Genomic DNA, 18,413 nt, shown 5'->3' with positions numbered 1-18,413 from the left:
AACGGGCGTGAAGACACGCGAATCATCAGGAGGCATCGCACCATGACCGAGCAGTCGCCGGCGCTGGACAATTTGCTCACGGAGAGCAGGACCTTCCCCCCGAGTGAGGCTTTCAGCGCGCAAGCGAATGCCACCGCCGACTTCTACGCCGAAGCCGACGCAGACCGGGAAGCGTTCTGGGCCAAGCAGGCCGAGCGCCTCCACTGGGAAACGAAGTGGTCGCAGGTACTGGACTGGACCAATGCGCCGGTCGCGAAGTGGTTCGTTGGCGGGAAGCTGAACGTCGCCTACAACTGCGTGGACCGCCACGTCGCCGACGGCCACGGCGATCAGGTCGCCATCCACTGGGTCGGCGAGCCCGGCGACAGCCGTGACATCACCTACGCCCAGTTGAAGGACGACGTTTCCCGCGCGGCGAACGCCCTCGAATCCCTCGGTCTCGCCGCAGGCGACCGCGTCGCCATCCAGATGCCGATGGTGCCCGAAGCGATCGTCGCGATGCTCGCGTGTGCCCGCATCGGCGTCCTGCACAGTGTCGTCTTCGGTGGTTTTTCCCCGACAGCACTGCGTTCCCGTGTGGACGACCAGGCGGCGCGGATCGTCATCACCACCGACGGCCAGTACCGCCGCGGCAAGGCCGCCCCGATGAAGGCCAATGTCGACGAAGCGCTCGAAGGCGCCGAATCGGTCGAGAAGGTCATCGTCGTACGCCGCACCGGCGAAGAGGTGCCGATCACCGAAGGCCGCGACCTCTGGTGGCACGAACTGGTCGACGGCCAGTCCGCGGAGCACACGCCGCAGGCGTTCGACTCCGAGCACCCGCTCTTCATCCTCTACACCTCCGGCACCACCGGGAAGCCGAAGGGCATCCTGCACACCTCCGGCGGATACCTGACCCAGGCCGCGTACACGCACCACAATGTCTTCGACCACAAGGCCGGCGAAGACGTCTACTGGTGCACCGCCGACATCGGCTGGATCACCGGGCACACGTACATCGTGTACGGGCCGCTGGCGAACCGGACGACCCAGGTCGTCTACGAAGGCACGCCGAACACCCCGCACGAGGGCCGCCACTGGGAGATCGTCCAGCAGCACAAGGTCTCCATCTACTACACCGCGCCCACGCTGATCCGCACGTTCATGAAGTGGGGCAACGAGATCCCGCAGAAGTACGACCTCTCCTCGCTGCGCGTGCTCGGCAGCGTCGGCGAGCCGATCAACCCCGAAGCGTGGATCTGGTACCGCGAGAACATCGGCGCGAACTCGGCGCCGATCGTCGACACCTGGTGGCAGACCGAGACCGGCGGGATCATGATCTCGCCGCTGCCGGGCGTCACCGCCACGAAGCCGGGCTCGGCGCAGAAGGCGCTGCCGGGCATCTCGGCGAAGGTCGTCGACGACCAGGGCGTCGAGGTCGGCAAGGGCGGCGGCGGATACCTGGTGCTCGACAAGCCGTGGCCGGGCATGCTGCGGGGCATCTGGGGCGACGAGGAACGCTTCCGCGAGACCTACTGGTCGCGCTTCGCCGACCAGGGCTTCTACTTCGCCGGTGACGGCGCGAAGTACGACGCCGACGGCGACGTCTGGCTGCTGGGCCGGGTCGACGACGTGATGAACGTGTCCGGGCACCGCATCTCGACCACCGAGGTCGAGTCGGCGCTGGTCTCGCACCCGACGGTCGCCGAGGCCGCCGTCGTCGGCGCGTCCGACCCGACCACCGGGCAGGGCATCGTCGCGTTCGTCATCCTGCGCGGCAACGCCGTCGACGGTGGCGATGAGGCGGTCCAGGAGCTGCGCAACCACGTCGCCAAGGAGATCGGCCCGATCGCGAAGCCGCGGCAGATCCTGGTCGTGCAGGAGCTGCCGAAGACGCGGTCCGGCAAGATCATGCGCCGCCTGCTGCGCGACGTCGCCGAGAACCGCCAGGTCGGCGACGTGACCACGCTGGCCGACTCGTCGGTGATGGACCTGATCTCTTCGGGCCTGAAGTCCGGCAAGTCCGAGGAGTGACCCTCACCTAGCGCGCCATGAACGGTCCGTTCCTTGCGAAATTTGCGAGGAACGGGCCGTTCCTTGCATCCGACACGCCTACCACACCCCGGTTCGCCACACTCGAACGCCTGTTCTAGGATGTGCCGGGTACCACCCCATACCCGGGCAAGGAGACGACACCGACGATGACCGTGGATGCCTTGACACGCACTGACGCCGTGTCCGAAGAAGCGGCTACCGAAGCGCCCGTCGACTCGACGCCGCAGGCGGAGACCACCTCGGAGACCAGCGAAGCCCCGGCCGAGGCCAAGGCCGAGACCTCCGAGGCTCCGAGCACCCCGGAGGCCCCCGCCGACGAGAACACGGCTGAGTCCCCCAAGCCCAAGCGTGGCCGTCCGAAGGTCGCCACGACGGCGAAGAAGACCCGCACCGTCGAGCTGACCCTCACGGTCACCGGCACCGCCGACGGCGAGTGGCAGGCCGAGCTCAAGAACGGCGCCAAGTGGGTCGCGAAGGGCCTGGAGATCCCGGCCGCCGCCGTGTCCCGCGCCGCCAAGGAGCTGCACGCGGACCTGTCGGGCCCGATCGACGAGGTCATCAACGCCGCCCGCGAACTGCAGGCCGCGAAGGTGGCCCAGCTCGAAGCCGAGCTGGAGAAGGCGAAGCTGGCGCTGGCCGAGCTGGACGCCTGAGACTTTCCTCCCGACCGGGGCGGACGCTGGATATCAGTGTCCGCCCCGGTTTCTTCATTCCGCGATCGGCGGCCGGGAAGGCAGCGGCGTCTTGAACTCGACCCACTGACTGTCCACAATGGCCTCGACACTGTGCGGGACGCCACGCGGGTGGACGATCGAGCCGCCCGCTTCGAGCGTCACTTCCCGGCCGTCGAGCGTGCCGCGCAGCGAACCCGAAACCAGGTACACGATGCTGTCGTGATCGTGGCTGTGCACGGGAGAAGCGATGCCGGCCGGATAGTGGATCTCATACGCCAGGCCACCTTCCGCCGTCGCGAGCGTGCGGAACCGGCCCGGTCCGCCGATCAGCGGCAGACCCTCCACTGTGGACATCGGCACCCAGGTCATCGCACGGGCTCCATGGCGGCGGCCTCTTCGCGGTCCGGGTCGCGGGCGAGCGCGACACCGACGATGGTCACCACCGCGGTCACGAGCAGGTAGACCCCGATCGCGAGCCAGGTGTCGAAACCGGCCAGCAGCGCCGTGAACAGCAGCGGCGCGGGCGCCCCGCCGATCACGCCGGCGAGTGTGTACGCCAGCGAGCTGCCGGTGTAGCGCAGGCGCGGCGAGAACTGCTCGGTGACGAGCGCGGCCTGCGGCCCGTAGAGCGCGGCGTGGATGACGAGCGCGAGCACGATGCCGATCGCCAGCATCGCGAACGAACCACCGCTGACCATCGGGAAGAACACGAACGGCCAGATCCCGGCGGCGATGGTCGCGAACAGGTACATCTTGCGCCGGGAGACCCGGTCCGAAAGCGCGCCGAACAGCGGCATCAAGATCAGCTGGAACGCGGAACCGATCATCACCGCGGCCAGCCCGGCACCGCGCGAGAGGCCGGTGTGCGTGGTGACGTAGGTGAGGACGAAGACGGTGAACAGCGCGTAGAGCACATCCGGGCAGACGCGGATGAGCACGGCGGCGACAAGCGCGCGGCGTTCGGTGCGGAAGACCTCGGAGATCGGTGCCGACGGACGCTCGCCACGCTCCTGGATCTGCTTGAAGACCGGCGTCTCCTCCAGCTTGAGCCGGATCCAGAGACCGAATCCGACGAGCGCGCCGGACAGCAGGAACGCGATCCGCCAGCCCCAGCTGTTGAACTGGTCCTCGGTGAGCAGCGCGGCGAGGACGGCGAGGACACCGTTGGCGAGCAGGTTGCCCGCGGGCGGCCCGATCTGCGCGGCCGAGGCCCAGAATCCCCGTTTGCCCGGATCGCCGAACTCACTCGAGAGCAGGACGGCGCCGCCCCATTCGCCGCCGATGCCGACGCCCTGCGCGAACCGCAGCGCCACGAGCAGCACCGCCGCGAACCCGCCGATGGTCTCGTACGTGGGCAGGACCCCGATGAGGAACGTCGCCACGCCCGTGAGCACGAGCGTCATGACCAGGATGCGCTTGCGGCCGAGTACGTCGCCGAGGCGGCCGAAGAGGAACCCGCCGAGCGGCCGCGCGAGGTAGCCGACGGCGTAGGTGGAGAACGCCGCCATCGTGCTCGCGAGCTGGTCTTCCGAGGGGAAGAAGAGGTGGCCGAAGATCGTCGCGGCCGCCACCGAGTAGGCCGCGAAGTCGTACCACTCGAGCGCTGTTCCCGAGAGGCTGGCCGCGAAGGCCTTGTGCAACGAACGCCGGTCACCGGCTGGTGAGGTCATGTCCACATCCGTCCGTAGGAGGTCCGCAACCCCGCCGGGAGGGGTTGAATTGCGGATATACTCCTTGTATACAAGCTGTATGCGCAACCCCCAATCTCGGAGGAAAGATGCCTGAGCTGCGTTTCACCCTTCCCGACGGCCAGGAGCGGCGGACCGAGGTCCACACGCTGCTGAACGCCGGATACGCCGGTCGCAGCCAGGAGGACGTCGCCGCCCACGTGGCCGAACTGGCCGAACTCGGCGTCCCCGCGCCTTCGGTGATCCCGGCGCTCTACCCGGTCGCGCCGTACCTGGCGAGCCAGACCGACGAGGTCCCGGTGCAGCACGAGCGGACCTCCGGCGAGGCCGAATGGGCGCTGGTCATCACCGGCCCCGAGCCCGAGGACATCCTCCTGACCGCGGCCTGCGACCACACCGACCGCGCGCTCGAAGCGCACGGCGTCGCGTGGAGCAAGAACGCCGGCCCCGACGTCCTCGCCGCCAAGGCTTGGCGTCTCGTCGACGTCCAGGACCGGCTCGACGACCTCACGCTCTCCGCTTGGGCCGGGGAAACCTTGATCCAGCAAGGGAAACTCGCGGAACTGCTGCCGCCTTCGTACTGGCTGGACGTGCTGCGCGAGCGCGACCTCCACGCCCCGGGCACGGTGCTGATCTCCGGGACCATTCCGATGGTGCACGGCGTCGACCAGTTCGCGGACTCCTGGCGCGTGGAACTGGGCGACCCGGCGACCGGCGAGACGATCGAACTCGCCTACTCGGTGCGGCGGCTGCCCGAACCGATCGGCTGAAGCAACTCGCCGAGGAAGGCGCGATATTCGCCTTTCATCGGCAACTCGCGGTCGACGCGAACGCGGCGGCGGGTCGCGGAGACCTCGACCGCTCGCACCGGATCGAAGCCGGTGCGCTCATAGGACTCCCAGTACAGCCCGACACCGCGTCGCTGCCAGGCGGGGACTTCGGCGAAATTGACGCCGTGCGCGAAGAGCAGTTCGTTCTTCTCGGAGACGCCAGCGCCTTCGAGCGCCGCTCCGGCCTCACTCGCCGATTTCCCCGCCTTGCGCAGGATCCAGTAGCACCAGCCGTTGAGCGCGCAGCGGGCCGCGTCCGCCTGACGCCAGGAGAAGTAGTCGACGACGTCGTCCACCGTCGTGCCGAGCCAGACCCGGCCGTCGAAGTGCGCGGGCACCCCGGCCGCGTGGGTGAACGCGGCCGACGCGACCCCGGCCGAGATCGACACGAGTTTCTCCACGCCCCGGCCGAACAGATCGGCGGCGGGAGGGAGCACGAGGGAGATCTCGTCGCTTTCCGTGTACACATAGGGCGACGCGAACTCCGACATCAAGGCGCTCGCCGTCTCGGCCATACAGTCGGCGAACCGGGGATCGAACGGTTTCTCGAACCGCGCTTCGGTGAACTTGGAGAAGCCCCGGCCGTCGACGCGGAGCACCGTCCAGGAGCCCGGTGGCACGGTCAGCCCGTGGAACCACTCGCGTTCCCGTTGCCGTGCCTCGAAATCACCGGCGTCCATAGCTCACCCCCGCTCCACGACGAAACCGCCTTCGCCGTCGAAACCGACGGTGTACAGCTCGTCGAAACCGTCTTCGGCGCTCGGGCGCCGCAGCCGCTTGAGAGTCGCATACAGACCGACTTCGGGCACCCGGGTTTTGGCGCTCCGCAGCGCGTTGCGCTCTTGGGAGCCTTCGAGATCCGGCGGGAACCAGTATCCGGCGACGCGCGCGCCGTACCGCCTCGCGACCTCGATCAGCGGCGTCCACTCCTCCGGCGACGGGTTGGTGTTGTCCACGACCACCGAACGGCCTTCTTCGAGCGCCTCGGCCAGCATCCGCAGCTGGCGTCGCTGCCGTCGCTTGGCGTTCGGGAAGTGGTCCTTGCTGAGGTGGGCGTGCGTGCCCGCGAACCGCTGCCGGAAGAACGTCGACTTCCCGGACGCCTGCAGCCCGATCAGGATCACCACCTCGGCCATGCCCGCCAATCTATCCGACGACTTAGGTAAGGCAATAATGAATAAGGATTGCCTCAATTGACCGAAACACTTTCCGCTCGCATCGCGCCGTTTTCCGTGTTTCACTGAAACGGTGACCGAGACGGTATCGACCGAACATCCCCACGAACCGCACGCGGATCTGGGCGGCAAGCTGAACTGGTTGCGCGCCGGGGTCCTCGGCGCGAACGACGGGATCGTGTCGGTGGCGGGCATCGTGGTCGGCGTCGCGGGCGCGACCACCGATTCCACCACGATCGCCACCGCGGGAATCGCGGGACTCGTCGCGGGCGCGCTTTCGATGGCGGGCGGCGAATACGTCTCCGTGAGCACGCAGCGCGACACCGAACGCGCACAGTTGCGGCTGGAAAAGCGCGAACTGAAAGAGATGCCGGAAGCCGAAGAACGGGAACTCGCGGAAATCTACGAGGAGAAGGGCCTTTCCCCGGAACTGGCCGCCGAGGTCGCCCGCGAACTGACCGAAAAGGACGCGCTGCAGGCGCACGCCGAAGCCGAACTCGGCATCGATCCGGACAATCTGACCAGTCCGTGGCAGGCGGCGTGGGCCTCCTTGGTGGCGTTCACCGTCGGCGCGCTGCTGCCGTTGCTTTCGATCGTGTGGACGTCGACCTCGGCGCGCGTCTGGGCGTGCGCGGCGGCCGTCGTGGTCGGGCTGGCGCTGACCGGGTTCATCAGCGCGAAACTCGGCGACGCGCACGTCGGCCGCGCCATCGCGCGGAACGTCGGCGTCGGCGCGCTGACGATGCTGGTGACCTACTACGTCGGTGTGCTGTTCGGGACGACCGTCGGATAGGCGCCGTCACGCGTGATCGAACGGCGATCTCGCGTGATCAGGCGGCGATCAAGCGCGATTAGAGCACGCGAAAGGCCCCTTCAGCGCGAATTTCGCGCCGAAGGGGCCTTTCATCGCACGTCCGAGGATCGCTCGTCAGCGCGGGCGGAAGAGCGTCAGTGAACGCCCTTCATCAGCTTGCGGATCATCGGCGTCGCCAGCAGGAGCGCCACGCCGACCACGATGGCCACACCGCCGACGATGCTGAAGTACGGCGCTTCGTCGTCGACCGTGTAGTACTCGGCGAGCTTCCCGGACATCGCCGTCCCGAGCGAGATCGACAGGAAGTTCAGCGCCACCATCTGCGTCCGGAACGCCTCCGGCGCGAGTTTGGTCGACAGCGAGAGGCCGACCGGCGAAAGCATCAGCTCCGCCATGGTGAACACGAACAGGATGCCGGCCAGCGCGAGCAGCGGGCTCGCGTTCTTGCCGCTGCCGACCATCGGGAGGAACAGCAGGAACGCCACCCCCATGGTGACCGTGCCGAGCACGAACTTGATCGGCGAGGACGGCTGCCGCGAGCCGAGCTTCGTCCAGATCGCCGCGATCACCGGCGCGAACAGGATGATGAACACCGGGTTGATCGAGTTGACCCACGCGACCGGCATCTCCCAGCCGAAGATCGTCCGGTTCAGCCGCTCGTCGGTGTAGGCCGCGACCACGGTGAACTGCTGCTGGTACAGCGAGAAGAACGCGGCGCTCGCGATGAACATCGGGATGAACGAGTACACCCGGCTGCGTTCGTCGGAGGTGATCTTCTTGCTGCTGATGATCACCACGAAGTAGATCACCGAGATGATCGCGACGGCCCAGACGACGACGTCGACCAGGTTGCCCGGGTTGATCACGCCGAAGACCACGAGCAGCACGATCGCCGCGACCCCGACCAGAGTGCCGCCGAAGACCAGTGGCCGCTGCGACGCGGGCAGCGGGTTGGGGATCTCGCTCGCCTTCTCGCCGAGGTTCTTGCGGCCGATCGTGTACTGGATCAGGCCCAGCGCCATCCCGAACGCGGCGAGCCCGAAGCCGACGTGGAAGCCGATCTCGCTCTGCGCGAGGCCGGTCAGCAGCGGCCCGACGAAACCGCCGATGTTCACGCCCATGTAGAAGATGGTGAAACCGCCGTCGCGGCGCTCGTCGCCGTCGGCGTACAGCGTCCCGACGATGGCCGTGGCGTTGGACTTCAGCCCGCCACTGCCGACGGCCACGCACACGAGACCGACGCCGATACCCGCCAGCCCCGGCAGCACGGCGAGGCTGATATGCCCGATCATGATCAGGATCGCGCTGTAGAACAGCGTCCGTTCGGAGCCGAGCACGCGGTCCGCGACCCAGGCGCCGATCACCGCCGACAGGTAGACCATGCCGCCGTACGCGCCGACGATGCCGAGCGCGGAGGCCTTCGGCAGCGCGAGGCCGCCCTGACTGACTTCGTAGTAGAGGTAGATGGGGAGGATTCCGAGCATCCCGTAGTACGAGAACCGCTCCCACATCTCGACGCCGAAGAGGTTCGCCAGCCCTCGTGGGTGCCCGAAGAACCTCGTGTCTTGCTGGACCTCGGTAGAGGTACTCACCATGCCGTCCTTATTGAAGACATCGTTGTCGGTTTTCAGTTGACATGCTAGAAGCCCACCATGTGGACGGGACACCGACGTCCGCATGATCCTTGTGGTCGCCGTCATGAATGCGAGATTTCCGCAGCTCCAGACGTTAAAATAGCGTCAAGGTGCGCCGGGAAGCCTGGTCGGCAACAGTATTCGTCGTTGCCGAAACCGGAGGTTGCCTTGTCCGGCCCGATTCGTCCCGCGAAAGCCGTCGCCGAGTTCGCCCGCTATCTCCGCACGGAGACCACCGGCGGGTTGATCCTGCTCGGAGCCACCGCGATCGCCCTCTTATGGGCGAATTCGCCCATAGACGACAGTTACCGCGCCATCCGCGATTTCCGGCTCGGCCCCGAATTCCTCCACCTGAATCTGACGATGGGCGACTGGGCGAAAGACGGCCTGCTCGCGTTGTTCTTCTTCGTCGCGGGGCTCGAACTCAAACGCGAACTCGTGGTCGGTGAACTCTCCCGGTTCAAACAGGCGATCCTGCCGGTGGTCGCCGCGGTCGGCGGCATGGTGGTGCCGGCGCTGGTCGCGCTTTCCGTGGGCTGGGGAGCCCCGGGCATCGAACGCGCGTGGGCCATCCCCGTCGCCACCGACATCGCGTTCGCCCTCGGCGTGCTCGCACTGACCGCGTCGAACCTGCCGAGCAGCGCCCGGGTCTTCCTGCTCTCGCTCGCGGTGGTCGACGACCTCGGCGCGATCCTGCTCATCGCGATCCTGTTCACCGCGAAGTTCGACCTCGTCGCCGCGGGTGTCGCCGTCGTCGCACTCGCGCTGTACGCCTACCTGCAGCACCGCCGCGTCCGCAGCGCCTGGATCTACGTACCGCTGGCCTTGATCACCTGGATCGCGGTGCATTCGGCGGGTATCCACGCCACCATCGCCGGCGTAGCGCTCGGCCTGCTCACCCGCGTCCGCGCCGACGATGACGAGGAACACGCGCCCGCGATCCGGCTCGAACACCGGTTGCAGCCATGGTCGGCCGCGGTCGCGGTGCCGTTGTTCGCGCTGTTCGCGGCCGGGATCACCGTGGACAGCGAATCGCTCAGCGCGGTGTTCACCACGGCGTTGCCGCTGGCCGTGCTGATCGGGCTGGTCGGCGGGAAGCTGCTCGGGATCTTCGGCGCCAGCCTGCTCGCGGTGAAGTTCAAACTCGCGGAGAAACCCAGGGGTATGGGCTGGCGTGACATCGGGGCGCTGTCGATGCTCGGCGGTGTCGGGTTCACCGTCAGCCTGCTGATCGCCGATCTCGCGCTCGACGGGCAGGCCGTGGACCAAGCCAAGATGGCGGTCTTGATCGCCTCGGCGGTCGCGTCGCTGGCGGGCGCCGGGATGCTGCTGCACCGCAGCCGCGTGCACGCGCGCGAAGATTGAGAATGCGACACTCGCCGGTCCGTCGCGCCCGTGATCGGGGCACGTGGCACGATGACCGGTGTGAGCAGCCCCAAGCACGAACGTACCGGCCCCGACGGCGTGGGGGCCGTGCCCTACCTCCCCCTGTCGAGCGATGACGACGTGGTAGCGAGCGAGCAGTCCCTCGGGAAACTCGTCGGCGATGCCACACAACACGTCTCGACGCTGATCCGCGCCGAGGTCGAGCTGGCCAAATCCGAGGTCGTCGCGGAGGCGAAGAAGGGCCTCAAGGGCGCCATCTTCTTCCTGGTCGCGCTGGTCGTCGGGCTGTACAGCTCGTTCTTCTTCTTTTTCTTCCTCGGCGAGCTGCTGTCGGAGTGGCTGATGCGCTGGGCGGCGTTCGCGATCGTGTTCGGGCTGATGCTCGCCACGACGGCGGTCGCGGGCTTCCTCGGCTACCGCAAGGTGAAGAAGATCAAGGCGCCCGAGCGCACGATCAACAGCTTCAAGGACACCGCCGCCGCCTTCAAACCGCGGCACGAAGACGCGGCCGCGGACCGCGACTGACGATCTTCGAGTCGGTGCAGGCGACACCGGATCCGTCGATCGTCCGGATCGACGGCCCGTGGACCCATCGTGACGTCTCGGCGAACGGCATCCGGCTGCACGTCGCCGAACTCGGCGACGGGCCGCTGGTCGTGCTGCTGCACGGGTTCGCCGAGTTCTGGTGGACCTGGCACCATCAGCTGAGGACGCTCGCCGACGCCGGTTTCCGCGCGGTCGCGGTCGATCTGCGCGGCTACGGTGACTCCGACAAACCCCCGCGCGGCTACGACGCCTGGACCCTCGCGGGCGACGTCGGCGGGCTGATCAAGTCGCTCGGCGCGCGCAAGGCCCATCTCGTCGGACATGCCTGGGGCGGCATGCTCGCGTGGACGGTCGGCGCGCTGCACCCGCGGCTGGTCTCGTCGGTCAGCGTGCTGGGCGGCGCGCATCCGCTGGCGTTGCGCCGGGCCGTGCGGCGGCCGGGACAGCTGCGGGCTTCGGGACATCTGTTCCGCTTCCAGGTGCCGATGGCGCCGGAGAAATGGCTGGTCAAGGACGACGCGCTCGCCGTCGAGGAGCTGTTCCGCACCTGGTCCGGTCCACAGTGGACGGACACGGCGGACTTCGCCGAGACCGTGCGGGTGTTCCGGCAGGCGATGCTCGTGCCGGGAGTGCCGCACAGCGCGCTCGAGTACTACCGATGGGCGTTCCGCGCGCAGTTCCGCGGCGAAGGACGCCGGTTCGGCGAAGCGCTGCGAGGCCGCTTCGCTCCCCGCGTGCTGCAACTGCACGGCGAGGAGGACCGGTGCGTCCTGCCCGACACCGCGGCGGCGTCACGCCGCTGGGCCCCGGACGCCCGTCTCGAACGGTGGCCCGGCATCGGGCATTTCCCGCAGCTGGAGGCCCCGGACCGCACGTCGGCCGCGCTGCTGGACTTTTTCCGTATCCTGGAAGGATGACCGAGCGCAAACCGACGGGCGTGTCGTTCGAGTCCTGGGTGGACAGGCAGGTCAGCGCCGCGGCGGCGAGGGGCGAGTTCGACGACCTTCCCGGCGCGGGGAAACCGCTGCCGAAGACGAACGGCAAGGACACCGCGCTGGCCTGGGTGGTGAACAAGGTCCGCGCCGAAGGGCATGACGTTTCGGCCCTGCTGCCGCCTTCACTGGCGATCGCGAAGGAGCTCGACGATCTACCGGACACCCTGGCGAAGGTGCGCCGGGAGGCGCGGGTGCGGGAGATCGTCGAGGACCTGAACGAACGGATCCGCGCCGAGCACCGGCGGCCGGCGGGCGGCCCGGTGCTGCGGGCGCGGCCGCTCGATGTGGAGGAGACGGTCGCTTCGTGGCGCGAAGGCCTGTCTCCGGACTCCTGACCCACCTCCGCGCGTGCTAGGAACGGTCCTTTCCTTGCAAATTTCGCAAGGAAAGGACCGTTCCTAGCGTCGGCGGGCGAGTGAGCGGGCTCAGTTCGCGCAGGGCCCGGTGGACGTGTTCGCGCTCAGCGCCGGAGCCGTCTCCACCACCGGCCGCACCTGTTCCGAAGTCAGCGTGAACCCGGTCTCCGGATCCTCGACGGCCGCACCGAACACGACCCCGATGACCTCGCCATCGGGGTTGATCATCGGCCCGCCCGAGTTCCCGCTGCGGACCTGCCCGCGCACGGTGAACACGTCACGCTGCACGGTGTTGGACTCGTAGATGTCCGGTCCGCGCAGGTTGATCCGGCCGCGCACTCTGGCGGGCGTCGCGGTGTACGGGCCGTCGAGCGGGTAGCCGAGCACGATCGCGTTGTCGCCCGCCCGCGCGACCCGCGGCGTGAACGGGAGCACCGGGGCCTGCAGCCTCGGCACCGCCAGCACGGCCACGTCGGCCTCGGGGTCGAAGTAGACGACCCTGGCCGGGAACTTGCCCGACGTCGACTCGATGGCGACCTCGTCGGTGCCCGCGACCACGTGCGCGTTCGTCATCACCCGCTGCGGCGCGACGACGAATCCGCTGCCCTCCAGCGCCCGTGAGCACGAGGTCGCGTTGCCGCGGATCTTCACGACACTGCGGTGCACCTGTTTGACGATCGCGCTCGCCTGCAGCGCGGTGTCCGGCGGGCTGGTGTCCTCGACGTTCGGCTTCTGGAACGGGTCCACAATGGACGGGAAGCCCGAGGCGTCCAGCAGTTTGCGCAGTTCGCTCGGGAAGCCTTGCGCCGCTTCGGGCATGACGTCGTTGACGCCGCCGAGCACGACCGAGCTGTTGATCGACTTCGCCAGCCCTGGCACGCCGGAGACGGCGGTGAGCGGTGTCGCGATCAGCCACGCGACCACGAACACCACGGCGGCCTGCACCACCGCGCCCAGCGTCTTGTCGACGCCGGAAAGCTTGTCCGGGTTGATCTTCTGCCGCAGCTTCCGGCCGGCCCAGACCCCGAGGGTCTCGCCGAGCGCGACCAGGAACACCACGGTCGCCACCGCGAAGGCGACCTTCGCCGCCGGATGCTGGAAGAGCTCCACGACCAGCGGCGCGATCTTGATCCCCGCGAGCGCGCCGAGCACCACCCCGACCAGCGAGGGGAGGGCGATGATCACCCCCTGGAACGCGCCGGACACGCCCGCCAGCAGTGCGAGCAGGATCACCAGTATGTCGACCCAGTTCACCGGCGCCTACTCCTTCTCCGGCACTTGCCGCCCGTCGACCCGCGCCTGATGTTCGGCCAACGCTACGTCAAGGTCCCGGACGTCGCCGTGGTCCCAGTCCCGTTCCCAACCGCCGAGCGCCAGCGTCATCGCCAGCAGGCCGCCCGTGAACCCCCAGACGAACATCCCCCCGACGTCGAACGCGGGGCCCTTCCAGTCGTAGCCCTTGCGCATGACCTGGAACCGGTTGGCCGGGTCGGTGAGCTCCGCGACCGGCACCCTGGCCACCGCCGCCGTCTCGCCGGGGTCGACGGCGTGCACCGGCGAGGGCGTCCGCCAGTAGGCGAGCACCGGCGTCACGGCGAAGCTGGACACGGGCACGAACAGCTCCGGGAAGACCGCCACCGGCAGCACGCCGGCGGGTTCGACGCCGGTCTCCTCCTCCGCCTCGCGCAACGCGGTGCCGACCGGTCCGCCGTCCTCCGGCTCGGCGCCCCCGCCGGGGAAGCTGACCTGGCCGGCGTGCGAGCCGAGGGTGTCCGCGCGGCGCTGGAGCAGGACGTCGGGCCCCTGCGGGCCCTCGCCGAAGAGCATCAGGACGGACGCGGACCGGTAGCTCGCGTCCGGCGGCACGCTGAACCGGCTGAAGGTGGCCGCGTCGACGTCGCCGCTGATCTTGACCAGCGGTTGCAACCAGGCGGGCACGGCCTCCGGGTCCACGAGGGGGCCGGTCATGGTGTCCCTTCCACAGCGGCGCGCACCTGGTCAGTGTTCAGGAAGACGCGTGGGTTCTCGATGAGCCGGACGTCACCGCCCGCCGTGACCAGGTACGTCGCCGGCAGGGAGGAAGGGACCTTTAGTGCCGTCCGCACCGGCCCCGACCGTCCGTCACCGTCGAACACGGACGGCAGCCGGACACCCAGTTCGGCCAGCATCGCCAGCCCGTCGGCGCCGGAGCTCGCGACCTGGACGAGGAGCACGCGCGCGGCACCGGGCGACGCGGCGTACCGCTGGAGCAGCGGGAGCTCGGCACGGCACGGTTCGCACCACGACGCCCACAGGTTGACCAGCACGGGACCGCCCGAGAGCACCTTGGCGAGGTCGACCCTGGAGCCGTCGCCGAGACACTCGACGTCGACACCGCGCAGCTTCGCCACCTCACCGGGCCCAGGCGGCGGGCAAGGGGCGAGCGCGGCCTTCGCCCGCGCGGCCGTGAGATCCCCTGACGTCTTCGCGGGCGCCTGGCCGTCGCGCGTCGTGAGCAACGCGACGATCAGGGCCACCACCAGCACGGCGGCACCGAGGGCCAGTTTGGTGACCCTGGTCACCGGCGGGCCGCCAGATCCAGGATGTGCTCGCGCTCTTCGCCCTTGACGAGCTTCGCGGCCTCTTCGAAGCCCGTCGGACCGGTTCCGTACGAGGGGCACATCTTCGCCAGCGGGCAGGCGCCGCAGGCCGGTTTGCGGGCGTGGCAGACGCGGCGGCCGTGGAAGATCGTCCGGTGCGAGAGGAGCGTCCACTCCTTGCGCGGGATCAGCTCGCCGACGGCGTGCTCGACCTTGACCGGGTCCTCCTCCTCGGTCCAGCCCCAGCGGCGGACCAGGCGGCCGAAATGGGTGTCGACGGTGATCCCGGGCACCCCGAAGGCGTCGCCGAGCACGACGTTGGCCGTCTTGCGCCCGACCCCCGGCAGCGTGACGAGGTCCTTCAGCTTGCCGGGCACTTCGCCGTCGTAGCGCTCCACCAGCGCGGCACCCAGCCCCAGCACCGAATTCGCCTTGGCGCGGAAAAAGCCCGTCGGGCGGAGGTACTCCTCGAGTTCCGCGCGGTCGGCGCCGGCGTAGTCCGCGGCGGTCCGGTAGCGCGCGAAGAGCGCGGGCGTGACCTGATTCACGCGGACGTCGGTGGTCTGCGCCGAAAGCACGACCGCGACCAGCAGTTCGAGCGGAGTGGTGAAGTCGAGCTCACAGTGCGCGTCGGGGAACTCGTCGTCGAGGCAACGCTTCATCCGCCTGGCGCGTCTCACCAACGCGAGCCGGCTTTCACCCTTGCCCCCCGCACGGGGGGCATTGGTGAGGGCAGGAGGCACCCCGATAGCCTACGGGCGCCATCGGACGAGCCAGTGGGGAGCACCCGCCGGTCGACGGCCGACACGCCAGAGCACCACCTCGGCGCTTCGATCGAGGACGCCATGAGCGAGGATCTGGAGTAATGCACAACTTTTCGGAATTCCCTGGGCAGGGCGCATGACCGTCTGGTTCGTCATCCTCGTCCCCTTGGTGATCATGTTCTTCGCACTGTTCATGGAACGCGTGGAGACCAGGCTCAAGCACGTCGCGGTGCAGGAGAACGAGGTCGAGGAGTTCCTCGAGCAGGCTCAGCCCAACGAGGTCAGGGCCCTTTACGGGCACGGCATCGGGCGCGCGCTCGAGCTTTTCCGGCTGCGCAGGCTCGGCGGGAAGGCGGCCAGGCTTCGCGCGCGGCGCGTGCGGAGTTAGGCTCCACGTTCGAGCGAGATCGTTCCCGGCCCGCGCGCGCGTTCGGCGTGCCGACGAGCGATCTCGCGCGCACGACCTAGACTGACGCGAAAAGTGATCGACGACACGGTCCTCGCCCGACGAGGATCGACGTCGTATCTCGATGAGGAGGCACCCGAGGTGGACGAAACCCTGGCCCGAGCGGGCATTTTCCAGGGTGTTGAGCCGGCAGCCGCCGAGGCGCTGGCACAGACCTTGGAATCCGTGGAGTTCCCTCGCGGGCATGTCATCTTCAACGAGGGTGAACCCGGCGACAAGCTTTACATCATCCAGTCCGGCAAGGTGAAGATCGGCCGCAAGTCACCCGACGGCCGCGAGAACCTGCTTGGCATCTTCGGCCCGTCCGACATGTTCGGCGAGCTGTCCATTTTCGACCCCGGCCCCCGGACGTCCAGCGCGACGACCGTGACCGAGGTCCGCGCGGTGACGATGGACCGCCCGGCGCTGCGGCAGTGGATCTCCACCCGCCCGGAGATCGCCGAGCAGTTGCTCCGGGTGGTCGCCCGCAGGCTGCGCCGGACGAACAACATGGTCGCCGAGCTGATCTTCACCGACGTCCCCGGACGCGTGGCGCGCGCGCTGCTGCAGCTCGCGCAGCGCTTCGGCAGCCAGGAGGCCGGTCTGCTGCGGGTCACGCACGACCTGACGCAGGAAGAGATCGCCCAGTACGTCGGCGCCTCGCGCGAGACCGTCAACAAGGCTCTCGCCGACTTCGCGCACCGCGGCTGGCTGCGGCTCGAAGGCAAGAGCGTCCTGATCCTGGACCCGGAGCGCCTGGCCCGCCGCGCCCGTTGATTTCAAGTACGTGAAGGCCCCCTTCACTGCGCTAGACGCAGTGAAGGGGGCCTTCACGTACTTGTACTGAACACAACGAAGAGCCGGGCGCCACCCCCGACGTGGCGCACCGGCTCTTCGCTGTGCGCGGACCATCCCCCGACGATCCGCGCTCCCCGCCCTCCGGAACAAGGCCCCGACCCGTACGCCGGAGGGAGCTGGAAACTGTGTATTTGTCGTACAACCATCCACGGCCATCGGCCGTGAACTCAAGTTCTTTCACTCTCAAGGACGCCATCTGCGTCGATTTGTTGCCCCGAATGACCCAGAATCGACCGACTGTTACCTGATCGTGACGAACCTGGACGATTCGTGGTCCGTAGTACCCAGATCCGGTGGTGACCAAACTTACCGCCACAGATCTGGTACTCGCGTACCAAAGTGGTCATACTGGTACGCGTGTCCCAGTCTGTGTCCGCTTCCGCCGAGAGCCACCGCACCTCCCTCGCCGACTACCGAGCCGCGCTGACCGCGCCCGGATCCCGCGGGGCGGTGATCGCGTCGCTGCTCGCCCGCCTGCCGATCGCGATGATCGGCATCTCCGCGCTGCTCTACGTCCAGCGTGAGACGGGCTCCTTCGCTTCGGCCGGACTGGTGTCGGCCGGATCGTTGGTGGGTGTCTCCGTGGGCGCGGTCGTGCAGGGAAGGCTCATCGACCGGTTCGGGCCGACCCGGCCGCTGCTGACCACCACGATGCTCTTCGCGCTGGCGATGACCGGGCTGGTGTTCGCGATCGAGGCGCACGCCCCGACGCTGGTGCTGGTCCCGCTGGCCTTCGGCACCGGGATCACGGAACCGATGGTCGGTTCGGCCTCGCGCGCGCTGTGGACCCGGCTGTTGCCCGCCGGGCCGACGCGGAACGCCGCGTTCTCCTACGAGGCGATCAGCATGGAGGTCTTCTTCATCCTCGGTCCCGGGTTCGCCGGGCTGCTGATCGCCGCGCCGTGGGCGGGCACCGGCATCGTGACCGGCTCGCTGACCATGATCGCGGGCGCGGTTCTGTTCGCGCTGAGCCCGACCGTGCGCGCGTGGGGGCCGTCGCCGTCGACGGGCGGCAAACTGCTCGGCGCGCTGGCCAGCCCTGGGATGCGCACACTCGCGATCGCCGCGCTGGGCTTCGGCGCGGTGATCGGGTTCGTCGAGGTCGCCGTCCCGGCGGCCGCGACCGAGGCGGGGAACACCTCCATCGGCGGTCTGCTGCTTTCGGCCTGGTCGGTCAGCTCGGTCGCGTTCGGGGTGGCGTACAGCCTGCGCCCGTGGCCGCGTCAGATGGGCCTGCGGCTGCCGGTGCTGCTGGCCGGATTCGGCGCGCTGGTGGCGCTGCTCGCGCTGCCGGGCTCGCTGTGGGGCCTCGCGCTCGCCATGCTCGCCGCGGGCGCGCTCATCACGCCGCAGTCGACGACGCATTCGGCGGCCATCGAGATCGCCGCGCCGAAGGGCACGGCGGCCGAGGCGTTCGGCTGGGTGCTCACCGCGGTCACCCTCGGCCTCGCGTTCGGGCAGTCGATCAGCGGCTACCTCGTCGAGCACGCCGGGCACGAAGCGGCGTTCCTCGCCGCCGGCGGTGTCGGGTTCGCGCTCGCCGCGGTGGTGTGGCTGCTGCGCGGCACCTTCCGCACCCGCCCCGCCGGAACCGTCGCCGAAGCGCCCGAACTTGTCGGTGCCGCCCGCTAGCTT

Annotated in this window: 20 protein-coding genes; 11 read left to right on the top strand and 9 right to left on the bottom strand. The window is 68.7% G+C overall.

Translation table 11 applies throughout. From position 1 onward, the window contains the following. Nucleotides 1-42 precede the first annotated feature (42 nt). The gene (gene acs, locus ACIBTM_RS09835; protein WP_395876111.1) at nucleotides 43-2,013 is read left to right on the top strand and encodes an acetate--CoA ligase; all 1,971 of its coding nucleotides are present in this window, start codon (nucleotides 43-45) and stop codon (nucleotides 2,011-2,013) included. 167 nt (nucleotides 2,014-2,180) lie between these two features. Then, a complete protein-coding gene (locus tag ACIBTM_RS09830) occupies nucleotides 2,181-2,687 on the top strand; it encodes a DUF6319 family protein (protein WP_395876110.1) in 507 nt (168 codons plus the stop codon). A 54-nt stretch (nucleotides 2,688-2,741) separates the two neighbouring features. Here ACIBTM_RS09830 and ACIBTM_RS09825 read toward each other — a convergent pair whose 3' ends face one another. Then, on the bottom strand, nucleotides 2,742-3,077 hold the full coding sequence (locus tag ACIBTM_RS09825) for a cupin domain-containing protein (RefSeq protein ID WP_395876109.1): 336 nt from the start codon (nucleotides 3,075-3,077) through the stop codon (nucleotides 2,742-2,744). Beyond that, nucleotides 3,074-4,378, bottom strand: coding sequence for an MFS transporter (locus tag ACIBTM_RS09820; RefSeq protein ID WP_395876107.1), 1,305 nt, complete (start codon nucleotides 4,376-4,378; stop codon nucleotides 3,074-3,076). Before ACIBTM_RS09820 ends, ACIBTM_RS09825 begins: the two co-directional genes overlap by 4 nt. Before the next feature lie 107 nt (nucleotides 4,379-4,485). Here ACIBTM_RS09820 and ACIBTM_RS09815 point away from each other — a divergent pair, with 107 nt between their 5' ends. After that, nucleotides 4,486-5,166, top strand: coding sequence for a DUF2848 domain-containing protein (locus tag ACIBTM_RS09815; protein WP_395876106.1), 681 nt, complete (start codon nucleotides 4,486-4,488; stop codon nucleotides 5,164-5,166). Here ACIBTM_RS09815 and ACIBTM_RS09810 read toward each other — a convergent pair. Together ACIBTM_RS09810 and ACIBTM_RS09805 are read right to left on the bottom strand one after the other, a co-directional pair. After that, a complete protein-coding gene (locus ACIBTM_RS09810) occupies nucleotides 5,130-5,906 on the bottom strand; it encodes a tRNA(His) guanylyltransferase Thg1 family protein (protein WP_395876105.1) in 777 nt (258 codons plus the stop codon). The genes ACIBTM_RS09815 and ACIBTM_RS09810 overlap by 37 nt on opposite strands. 3 nt (nucleotides 5,907-5,909) lie before the next feature. Further along, nucleotides 5,910-6,362: an AAA family ATPase gene (locus ACIBTM_RS09805; RefSeq protein ID WP_395876104.1), complete on the bottom strand. Its 453-nt coding sequence runs from the start codon at nucleotides 6,360-6,362 to the stop codon at nucleotides 5,910-5,912. A gap of 112 nt (nucleotides 6,363-6,474) precedes the next feature. Between ACIBTM_RS09805 and ACIBTM_RS09800 the strand changes: the two genes are divergently transcribed. Continuing rightward, nucleotides 6,475-7,194, top strand: a complete 720-nt coding sequence (locus ACIBTM_RS09800; protein ID WP_395876103.1) for a VIT family protein — start codon at nucleotides 6,475-6,477, stop codon at nucleotides 7,192-7,194. A 155-nt stretch (nucleotides 7,195-7,349) separates the two neighbouring features. On the opposite strand, the gene ACIBTM_RS09795 is transcribed toward ACIBTM_RS09800, so the two are convergent. After that, on the bottom strand, nucleotides 7,350-8,810 hold the full coding sequence (locus ACIBTM_RS09795) for a peptide MFS transporter (RefSeq protein ID WP_395876102.1): 1,461 nt from the start codon (nucleotides 8,808-8,810) through the stop codon (nucleotides 7,350-7,352). A 207-nt stretch (nucleotides 8,811-9,017) separates the two neighbouring features. Between ACIBTM_RS09795 and nhaA the strand changes: the two genes are divergently transcribed. Genes nhaA through ACIBTM_RS09775 form a run of 4 tightly spaced genes read left to right on the top strand, consistent with a single transcriptional unit; the run spans nucleotide 9,018 to nucleotide 12,111 of the window. Beyond that, nucleotides 9,018-10,214: a Na+/H+ antiporter NhaA gene (gene nhaA, locus ACIBTM_RS09790; protein ID WP_395876101.1), complete on the top strand. Its 1,197-nt coding sequence runs from the start codon at nucleotides 9,018-9,020 to the stop codon at nucleotides 10,212-10,214. Between the two features lie 51 nt (nucleotides 10,215-10,265). Further along, nucleotides 10,266-10,760, top strand: coding sequence for a phage holin family protein (locus ACIBTM_RS09785; RefSeq protein ID WP_395876100.1), 495 nt, complete (start codon nucleotides 10,266-10,268; stop codon nucleotides 10,758-10,760). Between the two features lie 14 nt (nucleotides 10,761-10,774). Continuing rightward, the gene (locus ACIBTM_RS09780) at nucleotides 10,775-11,698 is read left to right on the top strand and encodes an alpha/beta fold hydrolase (RefSeq protein ID WP_395876099.1); all 924 of its coding nucleotides are present in this window, start codon (nucleotides 10,775-10,777) and stop codon (nucleotides 11,696-11,698) included. Next, entirely contained in the window at nucleotides 11,695-12,111 is a 417-nt protein-coding gene (locus ACIBTM_RS09775) for a DUF1992 domain-containing protein (RefSeq protein WP_395876098.1), read from the top strand. Before ACIBTM_RS09780 ends, ACIBTM_RS09775 begins: the two co-directional genes overlap by 4 nt. A gap of 90 nt (nucleotides 12,112-12,201) precedes the next feature. Here ACIBTM_RS09775 and ACIBTM_RS09770 read toward each other — a convergent pair whose 3' ends face one another. The 4 genes from ACIBTM_RS09770 to nth are packed head-to-tail and all read right to left on the bottom strand — an operon-like array spanning nucleotide 12,202 to nucleotide 15,373. Continuing rightward, on the bottom strand, nucleotides 12,202-13,386 hold the full coding sequence (locus tag ACIBTM_RS09770; RefSeq protein WP_395876097.1) for a MarP family serine protease: 1,185 nt from the start codon (nucleotides 13,384-13,386) through the stop codon (nucleotides 12,202-12,204). Between the two features lie 6 nt (nucleotides 13,387-13,392). Continuing rightward, nucleotides 13,393-14,100, bottom strand: a complete 708-nt coding sequence (locus ACIBTM_RS09765) for an NUDIX hydrolase (protein WP_395876096.1) — start codon at nucleotides 14,098-14,100, stop codon at nucleotides 13,393-13,395. Then, entirely contained in the window at nucleotides 14,097-14,693 is a 597-nt protein-coding gene (locus ACIBTM_RS09760) for a TlpA family protein disulfide reductase (RefSeq protein ID WP_395876095.1), read from the bottom strand. The genes ACIBTM_RS09765 and ACIBTM_RS09760 overlap by 4 nt, the downstream gene beginning before the upstream one ends. After that, nucleotides 14,690-15,373, bottom strand: coding sequence for an endonuclease III (gene nth / locus ACIBTM_RS09755; protein ID WP_395876094.1), 684 nt, complete (start codon nucleotides 15,371-15,373; stop codon nucleotides 14,690-14,692). The genes ACIBTM_RS09760 and nth overlap by 4 nt, the downstream gene beginning before the upstream one ends. 238 nt (nucleotides 15,374-15,611) lie before the next feature. Here nth and ACIBTM_RS09750 point away from each other — a divergent pair, with 238 nt between their 5' ends. The 3 genes from ACIBTM_RS09750 (at nucleotide 15,612) to ACIBTM_RS09740 (ending at nucleotide 18,410) form a co-directional block, all read left to right on the top strand. Next, a complete protein-coding gene (locus tag ACIBTM_RS09750) occupies nucleotides 15,612-15,863 on the top strand; it encodes a hypothetical protein (protein WP_005166943.1) in 252 nt (83 codons plus the stop codon). Nucleotides 15,864-16,022: 159 nt separating this feature from the next. After that, nucleotides 16,023-16,697 (top strand): Crp/Fnr family transcriptional regulator, encoded by a 675-nt coding sequence (locus tag ACIBTM_RS09745; protein WP_003081747.1) that lies wholly within the window; start codon nucleotides 16,023-16,025, stop codon nucleotides 16,695-16,697. Nucleotides 16,698-17,147: 450 nt separating this feature from the next. Next, a complete protein-coding gene (locus tag ACIBTM_RS09740) occupies nucleotides 17,148-18,410 on the top strand; it encodes an MFS transporter (RefSeq protein WP_395876777.1) in 1,263 nt (420 codons plus the stop codon). Nucleotides 18,411-18,413 lie beyond the last annotated feature (3 nt).

The sequence above is a fragment of the Amycolatopsis sp. NPDC049868 genome, assembly GCF_044461365.1.
Taxonomy (GTDB): domain Bacteria; phylum Actinomycetota; class Actinomycetes; order Mycobacteriales; family Pseudonocardiaceae; genus Amycolatopsis.
The sequence above is the reverse complement of the archived record's forward strand: the minus strand, read 5'-3'. Positions and strand labels throughout refer to the sequence as shown.

Bases quoted from the DNA above. Each gene is read 5' to 3' on its own strand.
- acs (WP_395876111.1), top strand. From the start codon at position 43: ATGACCGAGCAGTCGCCGGCGCTGGACAATTTGCTCACGGAGAGCAGG.
- ACIBTM_RS09830 (WP_395876110.1), top strand. From the start codon at position 2,181: ATGACCGTGGATGCCTTGACACGCACTGACGCCGTGTCCGAAGAAGCG.
- ACIBTM_RS09825 (WP_395876109.1), bottom strand. From the start codon at position 3,077: ATGACCTGGGTGCCGATGTCCACAGTGGAGGGTCTGCCGCTGATCGGC.
- ACIBTM_RS09820 (WP_395876107.1), bottom strand. From the start codon at position 4,378: ATGACCTCACCAGCCGGTGACCGGCGTTCGTTGCACAAGGCCTTCGCG.
- ACIBTM_RS09815 (WP_395876106.1), top strand. From the start codon at position 4,486: ATGCCTGAGCTGCGTTTCACCCTTCCCGACGGCCAGGAGCGGCGGACC.
- ACIBTM_RS09810 (WP_395876105.1), bottom strand. From the start codon at position 5,906: ATGGACGCCGGTGATTTCGAGGCACGGCAACGGGAACGCGAGTGGTTC.
- ACIBTM_RS09805 (WP_395876104.1), bottom strand. From the start codon at position 6,362: ATGGCCGAGGTGGTGATCCTGATCGGGCTGCAGGCGTCCGGGAAGTCG.
- ACIBTM_RS09795 (WP_395876102.1), bottom strand. From the start codon at position 8,810: ATGGTGAGTACCTCTACCGAGGTCCAGCAAGACACGAGGTTCTTCGGG.
- ACIBTM_RS09785 (WP_395876100.1), top strand. From the start codon at position 10,266: ATGACCGGTGTGAGCAGCCCCAAGCACGAACGTACCGGCCCCGACGGC.
- ACIBTM_RS09775 (WP_395876098.1), top strand. From the start codon at position 11,695: ATGACCGAGCGCAAACCGACGGGCGTGTCGTTCGAGTCCTGGGTGGAC.
- ACIBTM_RS09765 (WP_395876096.1), bottom strand. From the start codon at position 14,100: ATGACCGGCCCCCTCGTGGACCCGGAGGCCGTGCCCGCCTGGTTGCAA.
- nth (WP_395876094.1), bottom strand. From the start codon at position 15,373: ATGAAGCGTTGCCTCGACGACGAGTTCCCCGACGCGCACTGTGAGCTC.
- ACIBTM_RS09750 (WP_005166943.1), top strand. From the start codon at position 15,612: ATGACCGTCTGGTTCGTCATCCTCGTCCCCTTGGTGATCATGTTCTTC.